The organism is Lysinibacillus sp. FSL M8-0134, assembly GCF_038069745.1.
GTDB classification, from domain to species: Bacteria; Bacillota; Bacilli; order Bacillales_A; family Planococcaceae; genus Lysinibacillus; species Lysinibacillus irui.
Genome location: NZ_JBBPAJ010000001.1, coordinates 2,356,955 through 2,374,341 on the forward strand (window position 1 = coordinate 2,356,955; position 17,387 = coordinate 2,374,341).

The 17,387-nt window shown below is 36.1% G+C and carries 27 protein-coding genes; all 27 read right to left on the reverse strand.

Annotation, left to right across the window (positions count from 1 at the left end; all coding sequences use genetic code 11):
- Nucleotides 1-20: 20 nt before the first annotated feature.
- The 27 genes from MKY49_RS11955 to MKY49_RS12085 all read right to left on the reverse strand — a co-directional run bounded on the left by MKY49_RS11955 (nt 21) and on the right by MKY49_RS12085 (nt 17,386).
- Nucleotides 21-287, reverse strand: coding sequence for a hypothetical protein (locus tag MKY49_RS11955; RefSeq protein WP_341386318.1), 267 nt, complete (start codon nt 285-287; stop codon nt 21-23).
- Complete coding sequence (locus tag MKY49_RS11960; RefSeq protein WP_341386319.1) at nt 287-559, reverse strand: BhlA/UviB family holin-like peptide; 273 nt, start codon at nt 557-559, stop codon at nt 287-289. Before MKY49_RS11960 ends, MKY49_RS11955 begins: the two co-directional genes overlap by 1 nt.
- Before the next feature lie 119 nt (nt 560-678).
- Nucleotides 679-891: a hypothetical protein gene (locus MKY49_RS11965; protein ID WP_341386320.1), complete on the reverse strand. Its 213-nt coding sequence runs from the start codon at nt 889-891 to the stop codon at nt 679-681.
- A gap of 38 nt (nt 892-929) precedes the next feature.
- Nucleotides 930-1,715, reverse strand: coding sequence for a hypothetical protein (locus MKY49_RS11970; protein ID WP_341386321.1), 786 nt, complete (start codon nt 1,713-1,715; stop codon nt 930-932).
- A 99-nt stretch (nt 1,716-1,814) separates the two neighbouring features.
- Nucleotides 1,815-2,021 carry a hypothetical protein gene (locus MKY49_RS11975; protein WP_341386322.1) on the reverse strand — a complete coding sequence of 69 codons (207 nt, stop codon included), beginning with the start codon at nt 2,019-2,021 and terminating at the stop codon, nt 1,815-1,817.
- Between the two features lie 51 nt (nt 2,022-2,072).
- A complete protein-coding gene (locus tag MKY49_RS11980; protein ID WP_341386323.1) occupies nt 2,073-2,630 on the reverse strand; it encodes a hypothetical protein in 558 nt (185 codons plus the stop codon).
- Nucleotides 2,631-2,768: 138 nt separating this feature from the next.
- Nucleotides 2,769-2,960, reverse strand: coding sequence for a hypothetical protein (locus MKY49_RS11985; RefSeq protein WP_341386324.1), 192 nt, complete (start codon nt 2,958-2,960; stop codon nt 2,769-2,771).
- A gap of 19 nt (nt 2,961-2,979) precedes the next feature.
- Nucleotides 2,980-3,366, reverse strand: a complete 387-nt coding sequence (locus tag MKY49_RS11990) for a hypothetical protein (protein ID WP_341386325.1) — start codon at nt 3,364-3,366, stop codon at nt 2,980-2,982.
- 16 nt (nt 3,367-3,382) lie between these two features.
- The gene (locus MKY49_RS11995) at nt 3,383-4,825 is read right to left on the reverse strand and encodes a phage tail-collar fiber domain-containing protein (protein WP_341386326.1); all 1,443 of its coding nucleotides are present in this window, start codon (nt 4,823-4,825) and stop codon (nt 3,383-3,385) included.
- 15 nt (nt 4,826-4,840) lie between these two features.
- Nucleotides 4,841-5,452 carry a putative phage tail protein gene (locus tag MKY49_RS12000; protein WP_341386327.1) on the reverse strand — a complete coding sequence of 204 codons (612 nt, stop codon included), beginning with the start codon at nt 5,450-5,452 and terminating at the stop codon, nt 4,841-4,843.
- Entirely contained in the window at nt 5,445-6,503 is a 1,059-nt protein-coding gene (locus tag MKY49_RS12005) for a baseplate J/gp47 family protein (protein WP_341386328.1), read from the reverse strand. The genes MKY49_RS12000 and MKY49_RS12005 overlap by 8 nt, the downstream gene beginning before the upstream one ends.
- Nucleotides 6,503-6,913: a DUF2634 domain-containing protein gene (locus MKY49_RS12010; protein ID WP_341386329.1), complete on the reverse strand. Its 411-nt coding sequence runs from the start codon at nt 6,911-6,913 to the stop codon at nt 6,503-6,505. Before MKY49_RS12010 ends, MKY49_RS12005 begins: the two co-directional genes overlap by 1 nt.
- The gene (locus MKY49_RS12015; RefSeq protein WP_341386930.1) at nt 6,910-7,290 is read right to left on the reverse strand and encodes a DUF2577 domain-containing protein; all 381 of its coding nucleotides are present in this window, start codon (nt 7,288-7,290) and stop codon (nt 6,910-6,912) included. The genes MKY49_RS12010 and MKY49_RS12015 overlap by 4 nt, the downstream gene beginning before the upstream one ends.
- Nucleotide 7,291: 1 nt before the next feature.
- The gene (locus MKY49_RS12020; protein ID WP_341386330.1) at nt 7,292-8,254 is read right to left on the reverse strand and encodes an XkdQ/YqbQ family protein; all 963 of its coding nucleotides are present in this window, start codon (nt 8,252-8,254) and stop codon (nt 7,292-7,294) included.
- Entirely contained in the window at nt 8,247-8,930 is a 684-nt protein-coding gene (locus MKY49_RS12025; RefSeq protein ID WP_341386331.1) for a LysM peptidoglycan-binding domain-containing protein, read from the reverse strand. Before MKY49_RS12025 ends, MKY49_RS12020 begins: the two co-directional genes overlap by 8 nt.
- The gene (locus tag MKY49_RS12030; RefSeq protein ID WP_341386332.1) at nt 8,923-11,109 is read right to left on the reverse strand and encodes a tape measure protein; all 2,187 of its coding nucleotides are present in this window, start codon (nt 11,107-11,109) and stop codon (nt 8,923-8,925) included. The genes MKY49_RS12025 and MKY49_RS12030 overlap by 8 nt, the downstream gene beginning before the upstream one ends.
- A 377-nt stretch (nt 11,110-11,486) precedes the next feature.
- On the reverse strand, nt 11,487-12,017 hold the full coding sequence (locus tag MKY49_RS12035; RefSeq protein WP_341386334.1) for a hypothetical protein: 531 nt from the start codon (nt 12,015-12,017) through the stop codon (nt 11,487-11,489).
- Between the two features lie 91 nt (nt 12,018-12,108).
- Nucleotides 12,109-12,345, reverse strand: a complete 237-nt coding sequence (locus MKY49_RS12040) for a hypothetical protein (protein WP_341386335.1) — start codon at nt 12,343-12,345, stop codon at nt 12,109-12,111.
- A gap of 639 nt (nt 12,346-12,984) precedes the next feature.
- Nucleotides 12,985-13,419, reverse strand: coding sequence for a phage tail assembly chaperone (locus MKY49_RS12045; RefSeq protein WP_341386336.1), 435 nt, complete (start codon nt 13,417-13,419; stop codon nt 12,985-12,987).
- Between the two features lie 59 nt (nt 13,420-13,478).
- The gene (locus MKY49_RS12050; protein ID WP_341386337.1) at nt 13,479-13,994 is read right to left on the reverse strand and encodes a phage tail tube protein; all 516 of its coding nucleotides are present in this window, start codon (nt 13,992-13,994) and stop codon (nt 13,479-13,481) included.
- A 13-nt stretch (nt 13,995-14,007) separates the two neighbouring features.
- A complete protein-coding gene (locus tag MKY49_RS12055; RefSeq protein WP_341386338.1) occupies nt 14,008-15,336 on the reverse strand; it encodes a phage tail sheath subtilisin-like domain-containing protein in 1,329 nt (442 codons plus the stop codon).
- Entirely contained in the window at nt 15,336-15,563 is a 228-nt protein-coding gene (locus MKY49_RS12060; protein ID WP_341386339.1) for a hypothetical protein, read from the reverse strand. The genes MKY49_RS12055 and MKY49_RS12060 overlap by 1 nt, the downstream gene beginning before the upstream one ends.
- Entirely contained in the window at nt 15,550-15,993 is a 444-nt protein-coding gene (locus MKY49_RS12065; RefSeq protein ID WP_341386340.1) for a phage tail terminator family protein, read from the reverse strand. The genes MKY49_RS12060 and MKY49_RS12065 overlap by 14 nt, the downstream gene beginning before the upstream one ends.
- Nucleotides 15,983-16,450, reverse strand: a complete 468-nt coding sequence (locus MKY49_RS12070; protein WP_341386341.1) for an HK97 gp10 family phage protein — start codon at nt 16,448-16,450, stop codon at nt 15,983-15,985. Before MKY49_RS12070 ends, MKY49_RS12065 begins: the two co-directional genes overlap by 11 nt.
- A complete protein-coding gene (locus MKY49_RS12075; protein ID WP_341386342.1) occupies nt 16,450-16,812 on the reverse strand; it encodes a hypothetical protein in 363 nt (120 codons plus the stop codon). The genes MKY49_RS12070 and MKY49_RS12075 overlap by 1 nt, the downstream gene beginning before the upstream one ends.
- Nucleotides 16,806-17,207 carry a hypothetical protein gene (locus tag MKY49_RS12080; RefSeq protein ID WP_341386343.1) on the reverse strand — a complete coding sequence of 134 codons (402 nt, stop codon included), beginning with the start codon at nt 17,205-17,207 and terminating at the stop codon, nt 16,806-16,808. Before MKY49_RS12080 ends, MKY49_RS12075 begins: the two co-directional genes overlap by 7 nt.
- Nucleotides 17,207-17,386: a hypothetical protein gene (locus MKY49_RS12085; RefSeq protein ID WP_341386344.1), complete on the reverse strand. Its 180-nt coding sequence runs from the start codon at nt 17,384-17,386 to the stop codon at nt 17,207-17,209. Before MKY49_RS12085 ends, MKY49_RS12080 begins: the two co-directional genes overlap by 1 nt.
- Nucleotide 17,387 lies beyond the last annotated feature (1 nt).

Genomic DNA, 17,387 nt, shown 5'->3' on the forward strand with positions numbered 1-17,387 from the left:
TTGTTTGAACGTATAAGCCATTACTGTTCACCTTCTTTTTTAGCTGCCTTTAACAAATCAAATGTGCCTGACGCTGTTAGTCCTGCAATAAACCCAGCCATTAACATGACATACACTGGATATTCAGCTAACGGCCATAAAACCAAACCAATAAAAATACCAATCACTACCGATGTGATTGGCATGTACTGTGTATTAAGGTTAAATGTCTTTTTTAGTATCTCTGAAACTGCTAATACAATTGCAACCATTATTGCTGCTACAGTAAAAATGTTTGTTAAATCCATTATTCATCATCCTTCTCTTTGTTTTTATAAGTATGTTTTTCCATGCGGTCCATACGGCCTTCTAACGATGTTAAACTACGACTAATTCCCTGCATTGCAGTTGCTTGCTTACCTTGCGCTGCAGTTAAAGCTTCTAAATTTTCCGTTAGTTTTTGTTCTCTTTTTGCTGAATTCCAAAATACATAAACGACCAAACAAATACACAAGATTGACCACACCACCTGTGAGTTTGCTATATGACTTGCTGTTGTTACTGTAGATACAATATCCATTCAATCACCAATCCTTTACCCTATAATAAAAAGCCATGAGAAGTATCGAGATTCAGTAACTTGTACCGTTGCCCATCTCGATTACTCTCATAATAAAAAGCACCCTCGATCGAGAGTGCTCATTCATTCTTAACTGGTTCTTTTCCAACAAACAAAAACTTTTGCACGGTTCTTCCTGTTGCATTTAAAATTTCATTTGCAAGTTTATTTGCTATAACATTTGGATTAGTAAAATTCTGACTGACCTTTGGTGAAATGTACGTAGCTGATTTTTCTACACCTTTTCTTAAGTATGTGTAACCACACTTTAAATGTACTTTTTCATCATCCATGTACACCACTCCTTCAAACTAAATGAAATGTAATCTATTTAACTTGCATTTTCCGTTGCATTGCTATTAGCATTGTTATTAAAATCTTTATGGTCTCGGTAATTCCTGATAAGTAGCGTAGTAATAATTATTCCCAAAAGAGCACCAAAAAAGTAGAAAGTAGAGATTAGAGAATCACTATTGTATATGAGAATAAACATCAAAATAGAAAAACCTAAAAAAAGAGTTGATATTATTATTAAATTGATAGGAATCTTCCTGTTTTTTATTTCTTTTTCATCAAATAACCATGCACATGGTAATTGATCACTTCTTTCTATTATTATTTCCCTTCCTCTCCAATTTTCTAATACCATTTGAAGATTATCATTATTTTCTTTATAAATAATTAAACTGTCTTTTGGACCCATCTTAATAATTTTCCATCTATCTGTTGTACCTTCTAATTGGATAAAATAATTTATAGGTCTAGATAAGATTTTATCTAACCACATTACAAATGTCATAACTAATTGCGAGGCTACCACTACATATACCCATATAAATGCAAATGCAAAAATTAAAATATTAAGGTGCTCTTCAAAAATGTTCTTATATTCTTTGGGATTTGCGATCATATACAAAATAATAATTAAGTATATTACTATAATCACTAAAGATAATTTCAAAAAATCAACCTTAATTTTCTCAAAATCATTCATAAATTTCTTTTCGAGCTCAGATACTTTCCAATAATTAATAGCTCTGGGTACAATATAAATTACAATTGAAATAAAAATTAAAAGGTACCCATTATCTGTTACTTCTTTCAATAGATTAACCATATTGTCAACACCCTCTCACCCTACTATCATTCGACAAAAGGAAAGGATTTCCTGCTTCTTTAGACAATAAATAAAACACCCTCATAAGAGAGTGCTCATTCATTCTTTAACTGGTTCTTTTCCAACAAACAAAAACTTTTGCACGGTTCTTCCTGTTGCATTTAATATTTCATTTGCTAATTTATTCGCAATAACATTTGGATTAGTAAAATTCTGACTGACCTTTGGTGAAATGTACGTAGCTGATTTTTCTACACCTTTTCTTAAGTATGTGTAACCACACTTTAAATGCACTTTTTCATCCATATACATCACTCCTTTATTTATCTTTCGACATAAAGGTTGGTTTTCCTCTACTTAAGATTCGAATACTTTCCAAACCATATCATCTTCCTCAATTGATCCATATGATAAAAGTTCAACGATTTTGCCACTTGGGACATCCTCATATTCCGACAAAAAATTGGTAACTTCATCACTAAAAAAATACTTTTCTCTTATGAATGCTAGAAAGAATTTAGTTTCTTTAAATGTAAATTTATTTGTATAAGCCAATATTTTCTCTACATCATTAATAAAAAACTTCTCAGGGACATATTGTCCTTTATATTTCATTTCTACAATTGCAATTATTTCTTCAACGCAATTCCCCAAATAATCATTTTTTGCTTTTTCTACATCTAATTTAACAACAACTAAATCTATCTTTTGGTTAGTATCAATAGCATATTCCGTAAAAATGGCTAAATGATTATCTTTTATAAATGTATCACCCAACCGGTTTCTAATATGATAATACATTGCATTTTTTAACGTATCTTCCTTTAATAAAAAATGAAGATTGTAATCACTTTTTATATCATAACGCCATACTTCTATTATTGTCTCATGTATTTTTTTATAAATTGACTCCACTGACAAAACCCCCATTTACTTTTCTATTACTTATTATTGAGTTTAATGTAGGTAAAGTCAGTAATTTATTTTTGACAATAAAAATAACGCTAAGTCTGTGCTTGCGTTTAGTTTGTATTACTGAACAATATGGAACGATTAAACACCTTCAGTATTTTCAATTTGCTCGATATCTGCTCTAAAAGCATAAATTTGTGCAAGTACAAGATTTTCATTTTCTTCGGATAGTTTATAGCTGTTTAAAACTTCTAGTATATCCGTTTCGCCTCTTGTGTAACGTGTAATACATGCGTTTGCAATAATTCTAACTTTGTAATCAGCTAACATCATCTCCGCCAACTCCTTTTATTTAAAGTACGATTAATTCAGCAATCATTAGTTCTAAATCTGCTATACGTTGGCTCATTTTATCTACATATACATACTGGTCTTTTATATCAACGACCTCTGGAACTTCATCACCAACTACATAGGCATTTCCTGCAGCATCCTTCATTGAGTAAATTCGATGTGTATGATTTCCAATCTCCTCACCGTCATCATTTAGGATTTTCTCCACAACAATCTCCATATCTAGCGTGAGATCTTCTGTGATGATTACGCCAATTTCTTCATCTTTCCATCCTTCTACATAACCGCCATCAAATTCTAATCTGTTGCCATCTAACATTACAATATTGTCGTAAAAATCATGGATAATGTTACTTTCTTTAAGGTATAAAATTGCTACTGCCATCATTGAGCCTCCTTCCTTATAGAATCTGACCACCATGGAGGGCTCGTGTTGGTGTCGTACCCGTGATTGACGATGCCCGTCTCCTACATATTGATAATTCTACATCGATCCCAATTTTGTTACCCGAACCAGACACTGTATCTAGTACAACATTTGACCCATTATCTAGTTTGATTCCAGCACCAGATGTCTTGCTACTGTAAGTAGACATAGAAATCATACCAGATGATGCCAAGCAGTAGACCCCGTGACCATCCGTTCCATATGGGCTGTTGACATTTTGTATAGAAAAATTATTTACTACTCGTAAATCAAGACCCATTACGGCATTGAAGTCCCTTAATTGTAGATTGTCAATATGAGAGAACATAATCCAGTCTATCACTGTAGTTGCCCCAGCGCCTCTTACAGTAAGAAGCCCACCTCTATAATTAGAGAGGTTAAGGGTCGAATACGTACCTGCGGCTAGTGTTAGAGTCGTTTCATATCCTGACAATCTAGGTAATTTGCCCAATGCATACCCTAAGGTCTTATATGCATTGGCTCCATCTGACCACCCTTTACCGTCTTCGTCTACGCCATTCACTGGATCGACATAGATGTTGTACAGAGCATCAGTTACCCTAGTCCATGGGTTCCAGTTACCGTTGGCGAATCCTTGTCTGAACCATGTAACTTCTGGTTTGTTTGAAGAACGGGCGAATTGAGTGACCGAGCCTTCATTATATCCACTCCATGCTATTACTTCTACTAGATATGAGGCTGGTCCTGTTGGCGGTAGATTTTTTGCTCCCCACGATTGCGATCCGTTGTACCACCCAGATTTTCTTAGTAAATTATAGTCACCGTTGTATTCGATTGCCTTTCCATTGACTGTCATTTGTGAATCAGCTATTTCTTCCAATGCTGTTTGTAGCCCATCAATGTTTCCAATCTTATGGGCGTTGATATTACTTTCAGCCGAATGTTCAGTAAGCGCTTTTTGTACCTGTGCCACTTTCCCATCTACATAATTACGAGAGGCAATAATTACTGTAGGATCAATAGTAAGTTTCACAACATCAGCATTATTCGTTTCAATGACAAAGTGAATAATTGTTTCTTCTGACACGCCCTCGCTTAATTGAGGTTTATATTTCTCTGGATACTGTCCTATGGCTATCAAGTTATTCTTGTCATCGAAAATACCGATTTCTCTAATTGTAAATCCTCCTGCTGTTACAGGGACCACAGCATCAATAATAATTCGATTACTGTTTGTTGGATCAATTGAAAGTTCAGCAATTGGACCTCGCCAAACTTCGTGAACGAGTTTAGTTTGGTTTTGTGTAGGTACATAATGAGCACCGTTCCCATCACCAAGCGCAATGTACTCTAATCCAACCTTCGTCTGTGTGATTTGGGCATTGGCGATTTGAGCAAGCCCGATGTTTGTAATTATTGTTCCATATTGAGCCACAATATCGCTCCTTTCCTATAGTGGTGTAATGGTGATTGTTGATGATGTTTTAACACCAACCAAGTTATTACTCCTTGTTTCAGTTTCAATCTTTCCTATACTCATTGGATGTAGCGTGATTTCTGAACCTGTTGCTAGGTAGCTTGGTAAATATAATTTAGTCAATAAACGTCTTGCCACTTTTAATCCCATGTTTAAAGGAATAATTCGCTCTAGTGTAAGATCAATTTCACGATTTAACATGGTATCTGTCGCTTCAAATGTAAATGTTGCTGTGCAGTTTTCTACATCTAAATGCTCTTCAAAATTGGAATGACCAACTAGTTCCGTTAATATTTCATGTACTTTGCGTTGAGTAATTGGCAACCTAGTTGATTGTCTCGCTATGATTCTACGTCTACGAAAATCCAATGTTTCTACAGTTGGATCAGCACGTATGTCATATCCACGTTCACGCATTCTTATAAACTTTTCACTGGCTGTCATAATAAACTGTTCAATTTCTACTTGTTTACGTGCTACATCTAAATTGTCTAATTCAACTGCTACTGTTTCTGTAAGTTCGTCTGTTTCTTTAATACCATCATAAATATCTGGTAAATTTCGTGCGACTCGATTATCAAGCATCCAAAATCACCGTCCCAAGTACCGGTACTTGATTGTGAGCTAAATTGAAATTACTATCTTGTCCATTAATTGCTGATTCCAGTACATCACTAATTCCAACAATATCTAGTAATCTTGATTCGATTTGTAGCTGCCTAATAATTAGAAAATTTGAGTTTTGCCAATCTTTTCGAAGAGAAAAGAAATAATCACTAATCGTATCTTCCACTTCATTTTGTAGCTGCCCTATCGTTACATTAGAAATGACTAGTTTTAAGGAAATATCAATAGTAACTGTTTCAATCCCACTCACCGTTACCCGATGACCGTATGGAGCAACTCCAAGTCCTTCACCACTATTCACAACTGGATCTAAAATAGTTTGCACTTCCTCGATTAATGAGGCTGTTGGAGGGTTAAAATCAGAATCAATAATGGTTATTCCAACTGTTCCTCCACCTGCTGGAGTACGATATGGCTTAACTCCTCCAACACCATGAATGCTCATAACTTTTTGAATATAATCATCCCGATTGCCACCATACGGTATTTGCTTACGAGTGAGGAAAAAACGTCTACGGAAATCCTCCGTAGGTTCTTCATCCTCACCAGGAATGAGTAGCTCTGTTAGTTCTGCTGTCTCAAGACCATCAATATATTCAATTGGAATTAAGGCACCGAACTGTGTATTACCAATAACACCTGTAGTTTCACATTGCATTTCATAAACACCTGGAGCAATTCGTTGGATGGCTATATAATCTAATTCACCAAGAGAAAATCGAAACCCAATAGGAATATCTTTGTTGAAAACACCTTTTAATATGGCATTGGTTGCTTCATAAGGATAGACACCGTATTCTTCTGCTCGTCTTATTAAATTTGGACGCGATGCTGTTTCAGGAAATGTCTCTAAAATGATACTGTCTAACGCTATATACATCTCTTGAAGTTCTTTCGCTGTCATTGCTCCTGCATCATAGATAATGGCACCTTCGCGTTTGTCTACATCATTACTGATTCGTTCTAACATACGTTCAACAATCACTTCAAAACTTTGATGCTCAAACATTATGAAACCACCACCTCATTTGTTATTTCAATTTCACCTGCTATGGTATGAGCTGTAAATTGCACATGCACTTTATTCTTTTTATGACTAAAAGAAAAAGCATCAACACTCTCGATGCGATCATCATGTGTTAATGCTTCGGTTATAAGTCGTTTTAATTCACTGTATACATACGGAATAGGCTGACCAAACAATTTTGCTATTTCAGCACCATAGTTCCATGTGTAAATTAAATGTTCATATCGCTCTGTGCTTAATGCTTTATATATAGCCTGCTCAATAGCTTCTCGTCCATCCGTATACCCCACGATGCGCTTTCTTTCCAAGTCTAATTTGTAAGTACGAGATGGTTGAGCGACCTCTTCAAAATCAGCCGTTAACTCTTCTTCAAAATTATTTTGCGGAATCATCCAACCACCTCTTTGTCTATGATTAAAAATTGTTGACCACCATGAGCACGAATCATAGTCACCCTATCACCTGCAATTAGTCCATTGTGGATTAAGAATTTTTTTCGCCCTTTGTAATCATGATTGTGCGCTTCGAATGACGCTTCACCTGAACCACCAGAGCGAACTTCTGTGACATGATCTACAGTCATATCTACTTCATAATCCATCACAGCACGAGTAAGCTTTATTTGTTCCTCTTTTAAAGTAAGTTTTTGGTCAACTTGAATCTCCAAGGGACTTACACTTAACACTGTGCCATAAACAACCGTAGAAAGCTTTTGAGCATTAATGACCCCAAGGACTAGTTTTTGAATCTCTTTTAAAATGTCCTCCATGCTACGCAATAAAATCACCGCCAATCAATTTTAAATCCATTCGATGATCAGATTCTTTGAAAACATGCTTCACTGATTCTACCATCATGAAATTTGCTACAGTCAAATCACCCACATACAACTGGACAGCTACTTGGCTGCCACCACGAACAGTTGGTACACCGAATACTTTATTAATGTGGAGTTTCCTAGATTTACGGTTGTACAGCTTTAGCATGCCATCAGCTTTTGCTTTACCATTATCTTTCTCTCCTAGTTTGTCAGTGAGTTGTAGAACGCCCCATTCGTTGATCTTACTGCTGTCTTGGGCAATATAAATTTCACGTTTACCTTTCTTTTTATCTTCACGTATCAGCTTAATTTTGTTGTACGTATTTTCGTCAATTGATGTCGTGTACTCAAATGATTCCCCTGTGCTTTCGTCAATAAGTAAGTCCGTTTTAAGTATCCTAGCTTCACGTAAATTAAGAGAGCCGAAGTCATCGTAAAGTACGTATAAACTTTTAGTATGAAGAGTGGTTTCAGCTAAGGCATTTGCCATAATGGTAAACAACTCTTGATTATCTTCAACCATAGAGGGAATGACATGCTTTGTGTTATCTATAGTGCCTGTTTTTAATCTAAAGTCCTTAGCAATCATTTGAAGTACTTGAGCAGCCGTTTTTTTAGAATACACATACGTGTCTTTATTTTTAAAGTAGCGCAGCTGATCATAGCAGGTAACAGTGATAACCCTGTTATTTGTACGTTTCTTGGTAAAGACAAAACCATAAAATATCTTATGTCCGTCATATTCAAACCGAACGGCATCTCCCTCATGAAAATTAAGTACATCATCCTTAACCACTTTGAATGTGAGCTTTCCAGGTGTGCCTTTTCGATGTGTTTCCCACTCAATCCCTTCCTCTACAGCACATTCGTATAGTTGCCCTCTACTCATGATATATAGTTTTGATTTAACCAAGTTTTATCACCTGCCCTGCTTTAATGTCGTTGGGATTGCTGATGTTATTGATTTTTGCTAGTTGGGTATACTTCGAGCCATCACCTAAATACTTTTTAGCAATCGCCCATAGTGTTTCTCCTTTTTTAACGGTATGAGTTTTCGGTGTCGTCTTACCTGTTGTTGGCCGTTTTTGCTCTACTACAGCTTTAGTTGCTGTCTTAGCAGTACTCGTTGAATTACTAGCCTTTGTAGCAGCTTTCAAATTGATCTTTTTATTACCGTAATCTTTATACTGTTTTAATTTTATTCGTACATTGACATCAAAGCCGTTTTCAGCGGATTCTAATATCTCGTAATCTTCAATTGATACGGTCATGTTGGTGTCGAAAAGCAAATTACCGTTAGGCATCATGCGATTGATGATAAACTGAAATGGTTTGGTATCAACCTTCAATTTTTCTAGTTTTTCAAGATAAAAGGTAGCTGGCTGAAAACCGTTTGGATAAACAGAAAACGGATATTTGACGTTTGGGAGTAATACCTCAAACTCAATATCCGTTAGCCCTGTTTTCTTTATTACGTTTACTTCGCCTTCATTCATTAGTACTATCGTTTCGTTACGTCCATTTATCTTTGTACTAAGTTCAGCTGGGGCAACAGGAAACTGTACACCATCTACAAAAAAGTTATACATCTTCTGTTGGCCCTCCTTCAGCTAGCATTTCTGCTACTTCTTCAACTCGTTCTCCGAATTTATCAATAACACCATCGATGTCCATTTCACTATTTATGTGGTTTTCGTTTTTCATGTCCACTTTTATTTCAGCTGTTGTGTATCGGTTAATGGCTTCTCGTTCAGCAATGTCACGAAGATATTTTAAATCCTCATTCATCATCTTAATGCCATCTGCAGCTTTCTTTGTATTGTCTGCTGTTTTCTTACCTGCTTCATTGCCTTTGTCGAGTTTGTCCCCTAAACCAAGAGAATCGTTAATAGACTTCATAAGTGCATCAGTATTACCACCTGTACTGCCTTTGTCAAAATTAAAGAGATCAGCACCCCACTTGTAACCTGTGTCCCATGCAGCACCTAGTGATTTCATTTCCATCTTTGGAGCTTCCCAGTAATCAGCTGGTGTATCACCTACCCAGTCTTTTAAACCTGATTTTAAACCTTTTAAATCACTGGTAATTGATGTTGTATGAGCGATTTCGCTACCTTTTCCAATACCAATTTTCGCTGCTATATCCGCAGGCAATAAATCAACGAACCAATTCCAAGCTTTAATTGCTCCATTTACTGCAGTAACTATTGCATTGACAAAATTGGTTGCAAAACTGTCCCAACCATTTGTCATTGAAATTATTACGTCTAATATATTCGTGGCTAAATTGTAAAACAATCTTTTCACAGAATACATCGGATGTTTCCATACATTCACAAAGAACTCTACATAGGAAGCCCACATATTCCATAGATAGGCTATTACATTATAAATGGCTGAACCTAATACCATGAATGCTCCAGCGATAATGCCTGTTGCACTGATAGACGTTCCTGCAAAGTGATTTATTGCAGCAACAGCTAAGTATATTACTGCAATTAAGGCTACAATACCCATTACTACCCATACAATTGGGTTTGCCAATTGTGCCGCATTCCATAGCCATTGAACTACGGTTATAGCTATAATCGCTGCTCTAGCAAGAGTTAAATATGTTATCAGTACACCAATGATTCCTGCTACTCCTAAAATTACTGGTTCAATTAAAGACCAATTGTCGTAAATAAAAGCTCCTACTGTAACAATTGCGTTAAAAACAAACCCTATAACTCCAGCAATTAAATACAAAGCCTGTGTTGCACTGGAGACAAATTCTTTAAATCGATCACTATTTGCAACATTATTTATTTGTTTTAACATTGGACCAAATGCACGTAAGGCTTCATTTTTAAAATAAGTCCACATTTGTGACCACGTTACTGGCATACTATCAAACTTTTTATTTATTTCATCTGTGGCCGCAAACATTGCATTTTTTACGATATCAGCTGTAATCATTCCGTCAGCAGCTAAATCACGAATAGCACCTAGAGGTTCCCCCATATAATCTGCAATGGTTGATATTAAGTTTGGTGCTTGTTCAAAAATCGAGTTCAATTCATCACCACGTAGAACTCCACTGGCTAGTGCTTGTGATAATTGGATTGTTGCATTACTTGCTTCAACTGCACTAGCTCCCGCAATACCAAATTGCTTTTGCACAAGCTCAGTAAATGCTACTACTTCACCCAAGTTGCTAAATGAATCACGAGCATTAGTACCGATTCTCGAAACCATGTCTGCGGTATCTTTAAATGACGAATATGACCTTTGCGCAGCATCATGTATAAGTTGTTGTGCCAGTTCTATGTCACTCATATCACCGAGTCCAAAATCAACTTTAGCCAACTGATTAGGAATTACAGGCATGTCTTCTACCAGCAGTTGTACGCGGGCTTTGGTATTAGTTAACTCATCAGAAATCTGAATTAAATTACCCAAACCCTGTAGTGACAAATAAGCCCCAATTAAAGCTCCTACTTTACTAAGTAAACCATCCATTTCGCTTGTACCGTCACGTATTCGGTTGTTTAATCCTAATTGCGCGTTATCAGCAGCACGAATTTGTTGTTCAATCTGATCCATAGAGTTGGCTGCAGTAGCTAGTTCTCTTCGCATCAACGCAATTGTAGAAGTGTCGAACATAGTTCCAGAAGCAGTATGCATCGCCTCCATTTGATTGACCATCATAGATACTGCATTATGCATAGCCTTGATAGGTTGGCTCAATCGATCTTCAATTTGTATCGCGGTACGAATTGTTGCCAAGAACTCACCTCATTTTTGACATAATAAAAAGCACCCATAATTGAGTGCTATTCCTTGATTCGATATGTACCATCAGCATGTTTAAAATATTTGGTTTTGCAAAATGGACATTTCACAATGTTTGTTACCATTTTTATTTTCCTGCCGCATGTTGTACATTCTTTTGATTTAGATAGTGCAACTTTTATAAAGGCGAACGGTATTATTAAAACAAATGCAATTACAAATAGTACAATAATTATTGTTATCATAAATCACCCTCCTCACCATAAATTTACATAAGATGGAGAGATATCACTATACCTTTATATTTAATTTGATGGAAAAACATACTACTTGAGTATTTTATATAAACCATCATCAAAGTATGTATACTCTTAGAAGTAAGAAGGGTCATATGTGATTTTAGCGATTCCGAAAGTTTTATCCTCTATTTCTTGAATCCACACATCATCAATCTTATCAGAGACAGGACTGTATCTTAAAGCGAAATTTGTATCTGCTACTTTCTTTATTTGATTATTATACTCTATACCAAATAAAGGGAAAATATCGTCTTTTTCTTCAAAATTAAATGTTGATTCATCATATCCCCAGTATTGCCCTGAATATACATTTAGCCTTGTAACAACATCATCAAATAATATAAATTCAAACTTATTCTTTTCGTAAATATACAATTTACCTACAATACTTTGATTAGTTTTTGGCACTGTCCATTCAAAGTCCTCAATCTTTTCAGGTTCTCCCATAATTCCAACTAATTGAGTACTATTGATTTTACTAAATTGTGTAGCATCAATTATAGGTTCAATTGGCTTATCTGAACTTGTATTCGTATTCCCCGTAGAACATGCACTAAGTAAAACCAAGATAACCAATGTCAATATTACATTTACTTTTCTCATAGAATCCCTCCTTATACACAAATATACATAATATGGAGAGTTTTCACTATAGCTGTTGGTAAAAAAACACTTATAAATCTAGTAAATGCTTTTAACCAATGGCTATAAAATGTTCATCTGGAGCATTCTCTTTACTAATAGTTCGCCATAAATGCGGATAGAACCATTCAACTCCTCTTTCGGTATCACCACTCGCTAATTTGATGCAATGGAACGTTTTAGTTTCTCTATCAAATGCAATTTCACCATCCAACTCATCGCTTTCCCGACTATATCTGTAGACAATTTGCTTTTCATTATCAGTAATTTTCTTTAGTTTCCACCACATGGTTGCACCTCTTATCCACTTCGTTAAGTTTTTTGTCATATTTAGTATAAGTTTTTAATTTTATTTATAAAGAAAAAGCACTCTTTATGCCCTCATTATCAGATTTTACAAAACTTGTTAACCAAATTGAAGTGAATGGTGTTTCCCATCTAGTTAAATGTATTAAGTGTAGAAGGTGAATTTGAATGTCCTAAGAAAACGTTTCAAGCGCCGACTGTAGTTTCGAAGTAAATTCTTTTAGTACACTATCTGTTACTGAACCCACCGATGTATCAAGTAATTCATCGTCGGGGTTTTTATCAACACAATTTAAACTTTTAATGCAACGAAGAGTTTCTTCAAGTTCATTTGTTAGAGTCTTCACCCTATTAAGGAGCTGGAGAAGCTCTTCAGCATTTTTCAACGGAACTTTAGATAACACCTTTAATCACCTCACTTTAATTAACTATCGTTTCTTCCCTTTCCTAGATCCTCGTTTTGTTTCACGTTCTTGCTTTTTATCTTCTTCAATCTTGATCTGTAGCGAAGCAATAATACAAGACTTATCTGCTAAAGATAGAGACATATATTCAGACGGTAGGCGATGCATTTTATGGACCCACCAATGCATGATATTAGCGTCACCATCACCGTCCTCAATTAGTTTTTTACTTCTTCAACCAAATCCTCCAAATCGGCTTCATAACCGTTGGCTTCTTGTGCCGCAGCTGATGCATCTGCAATTTCACCAATTGTCAGCATCTTACCAAGAAGTGCATCTGCACCCATTGCTTTATAAGAATCTTGTAACTCTTTGTCGTTCAGATTTGGAAATACAATAGATTCAACCGTTAATAAACGTTGGTATTTAAAATGGTCAAAGTCCGTGTTAAATTGTCCTTTACGTTTTCCTTGAGTAATCATTGAACGCTTTGTACATTCAAACTTTAATTCAGCATCCCGCTCTGGCGAAACTGGCGCAAACTCCCATTCAATAGGTTTTCCTTGTTCATCAACGAAACTTTTAGAAATAGCACGCTTAATATTTCCATTTTGCTTTTTATTGTGTGCAAAGAATGCAGCTAAGTTTGACATTTATAATCACCTTTTCCTTTTCAATAAAATTAAAAGAGCCCACAATGTGAGCTCTTGTCTTATAGCATTTCTGGTAAAACAGTGAACTCTTCTGGCATTTCGAATCGTTCAAATGTGAAATCAAATGAATCCTCTAAATACTCTGCATCTGCATCTAATAACGCAACTATACCGCCATCAATATTACAATCAACTAGAATTGTTGTTTGTCGTCCAACTTGAGAAGAACCATCTTCATTTGTCACCTGAATATCGAAATAAATATCCTCGCCAGTCTCTTGATAGTGCAACAACATTTTTCGGAAAATAGACGTATTAAAATGGAATGTAGCACTACCACTATATTCAAGACCAGTAGCTTTATTTCCCTTTGCTACTTGACCCATGATTGGGATTTTCGTTTTCGTTTTTTCTGATCGTGCCTCTAAGTTAATTAACTGTGCAAATTTATAACGATTCCCCTCAAGTGTGACCCATGCCACACCTTGCGCCCCATGAATAGCATCACGAGCATGCATGGTAGCTTCGGCAAAATACTGTAGATTTAGTGGAATCAATATTTTGTTTTTATTCAATTGTTTTACCTCCTTACGCTACCATCGTCGTCACGTAAAGTTGTGACATTGTTAGTGTATTTATTACTTCCTCTTGTACGACTACAGCTCTTTTCGACTCACCTTGCCCAACTAACAGCTTTTCTTTATCGTAATTTTGGATAGCTCGAATACGCTGCATTTCTCCGCGATGTTTACCAATATCATTCCACAATGAAATACGTCCATCTGTATCATTAGGCACTTTACCAAGATAACGAGTATTAAATAGATGAGCTGTATCTATTGCAAGCTGATCTAGAACCCGAATTGTTTGGTTATATGAGAAGTCCTCATTTTTATCTGTTCTGAATGATGTAAATGTATTTACATCTTCTAACACATTAAAGTCATCACCCACTCGATGGAAAACGTATTTTCCTTCGTTAAGTAATAGTGTTAATTGTGGTTGAGTCTTTGTTTCTGACATATCAAGCTCATGTTCACCATCATACGTACGGTTTGTATTTGATTGATTAACGGCTACTCCTGCTTGTACACCTGTAACCCAATATACAGCTCCAAAAACTTCCTCATCAGCACCAATTGCATCATTTTGAATATCTATAATACCTTCATGATCTGCTTTTCCAAGTTTATGGCCGATTAATTGGAACTTACCTCCTACCTCATCTCGAATACGCTTTGTATACTCCATATATAGCGATTTAATAATCGAGTCCTCTGATAGACAACCCAAGGTGTTAAAACCATATGCCTCTAATTCATCTAAGGCCATTTGGTGAGGTGTTCCTGCTGTTAATGCAGTTGCTCCGTTATTTCCGCCTGTTAGTTTTGTACCTGCTGTTGCAGCTAGGGTAGCATCCTTTTTAAAATCAACGAAATCATTATTTTTTAAATCAGCAGCTGTTGAAATAGCATTTTGTTCATCAATTAAAGTGCCAGCAATAAGTGTTTTAACGTCCCATTTTGATGGTTCATCTACATTTGCTTGAATAACAATAGTAATGTCATTTCCTCGTACACCTTTGAATTTAGCAGTAGCAAATTCATTTGCTGCCTTTGAGCCACCAAGGTTTAGTTTGTAGAAGAATACTGTAAGAGCACCTTTAAATAAATCCCTAATACCTTTTAGCTTTGGATGAGTGTAATCGTAGCCGAAGATTTTTAAAGAGTCTTTCTGCATGTCTTCCTTAGTCACTGTCATTACTGCATCGTCTACTCCCCAATCAAGAGCAATTGGCAACGCTGCATAACCTCGATCAGATAAATTTAGGTATGCTCGTGCCTTACTAATAAAATTGTGATACGTACCAGGCAACACTTTATTTTGCGTTAACCAAAAGCCTCCACCTAATGCCATTAAGCTTTCCCTCCTTCATCAAACTGTTTTAAAATGCCATCCACCTCGGTGAATGAGTACAATTTGTTGTCATGCAACAACGCATTCAAAGCATCACGCCGATGAACGTATTTTTTACTTTTGACTAGCTGTGCTTTTGTGAAAGTTTGCAATGTTGCTGTTATAGCCTCTTTTACATCTTCACTTTTTACAGATTCAATTTTTTCCTGTATCTTATTTGTCGCCATTTGGAATCACCCTTTGTTTATTGATGTATTGCTCTAATGAGCCCATGAAAATCTTTTCTTCAACTTCCTGTAGAAAGAAATTAAAATGAATAAAGTTATGTCCAATACCGTCAACAACTTCGCTGTTTGCTCCTGTACCAAGCATTAGAGAACCATTTAACAGCGTTATTTCTTTTATGGCTTGCTGTATTTTCAAAGTCATATTAGACGCCTCTGACAAGCCGTTTTTAGGGAAATATTGAACATCAAATAATGTTGTTATTTTCCACCGTTTACCGATTTGTCTGATCTGCTCTAGGTTTAAAAATTGAATAAAAAAAGCAGGAGTCACGAACCCCTGCGGTACTTCATCGATATATTTTTTGTAATCTGCTCCGAAAGCTTCATGGAGCTTAACTGATATTGCATTCTGAATATCATTAATTTCCATCGAAAGCCTCCTTTAACATATTGAATAGCTTTCGTTCTAGAATAGCTGGTGCTTGCTGATCAACTTCATCTGCTGAAATCGTCATCATAAATCGGCCAGCTATCCATCCTTCGTGATTTCTCGTCCTATGTCCAAACTCAACATATTGTGCATACTCTACTGGGTTTATTACTGATAATTCATAAACATTACCTTGTTTTTGAACACTTAAAGACTCTGCGTATTCTTTAGCATTTTTCCCTGAACCTGATTCTGCCTCTGCATGTGTTTTAGCTGTCCATCCACGTCGTAAAGTTCCTCCATCCACTTTTGCTACTGGAGTACGTCTAATTACTTTACCTAACAACCTAGCTGCTAATTCCTTGGCGGCTGCCTCACAGAACTTTTCGAAATCACCCCTTGCTAGTTTAGCTAACTTTCGCTCAAATGCCTTCAATTGCTGAAAATTAACACTCATTATGCATACCTCTCGAATGCTTCAAGCATTATTTCTTGATGGTCTGTATAGATAGCTGGTTTGCCACTTCTGGCAAATTCAGAGGTTTTACCATGTTGAGTCACTATGATTTTAGAACCGGCTGGAATATCTAATTCAGGTGCGATAAATAGTTTGGTAGTCTGAGCAATCAATGCAGGACCACCAGCTGGCGTTGTTGATGTTTGTTTTTCATATGACAGTTTGCACTTTTGATTAGTGAAAAGTGGTACTTCTTTATGTTCTGTGGCATGAGTAACAGGATTTTCTACCTCTGCCCATACAGTCAATGTACATAATCCTGTGTACAACAACTCTACAGCCTTTCTACGAGCACTTACCATGTGAGTACCCTATACTTCGAAAAGTCTGTATTACCGTGCTGTAGATATAAGATGAAAGCATCAAACTGAGCTTCAGGTGTTCTATTTGCCTCAACAGCAAACACTACATTCGTGTCACCATCCTGCACTTGTTTAGTAACTGCTTCAAAGTTCAGTTTTTCAACATCCAATAAGCCCATTGCTTTTTTGGTAAGTAAGAACTCTCCAACTACCATATCGATAGCAATTTCATTTAAACCTGCTGGAATTACCGTTAAATTAGTTTGGTTATTAACATGGTTAGTTACTTTATCGATAGCAAATTTGAGTAACATATCATCAGGACTACTTGGAGCACTAGATAACGTCACTCCAAGCGCAGATAAACGCATTACTACATCGAGATACATGCGCATCACTCACTTTCCGACGTTTTACTAGATTGGGCTGCCTTCTTCGGTTCCTCTAATCGTTCCATCATTGATTTATTTAAATGTTTTTCGTCGATTGTCAATTCTTCACCAACTAAATAACGCTCTCCCTTATAACGTATAGGGAAAGCGCCGTTTTTCACTTTTACTTTAATGTTCGCCATT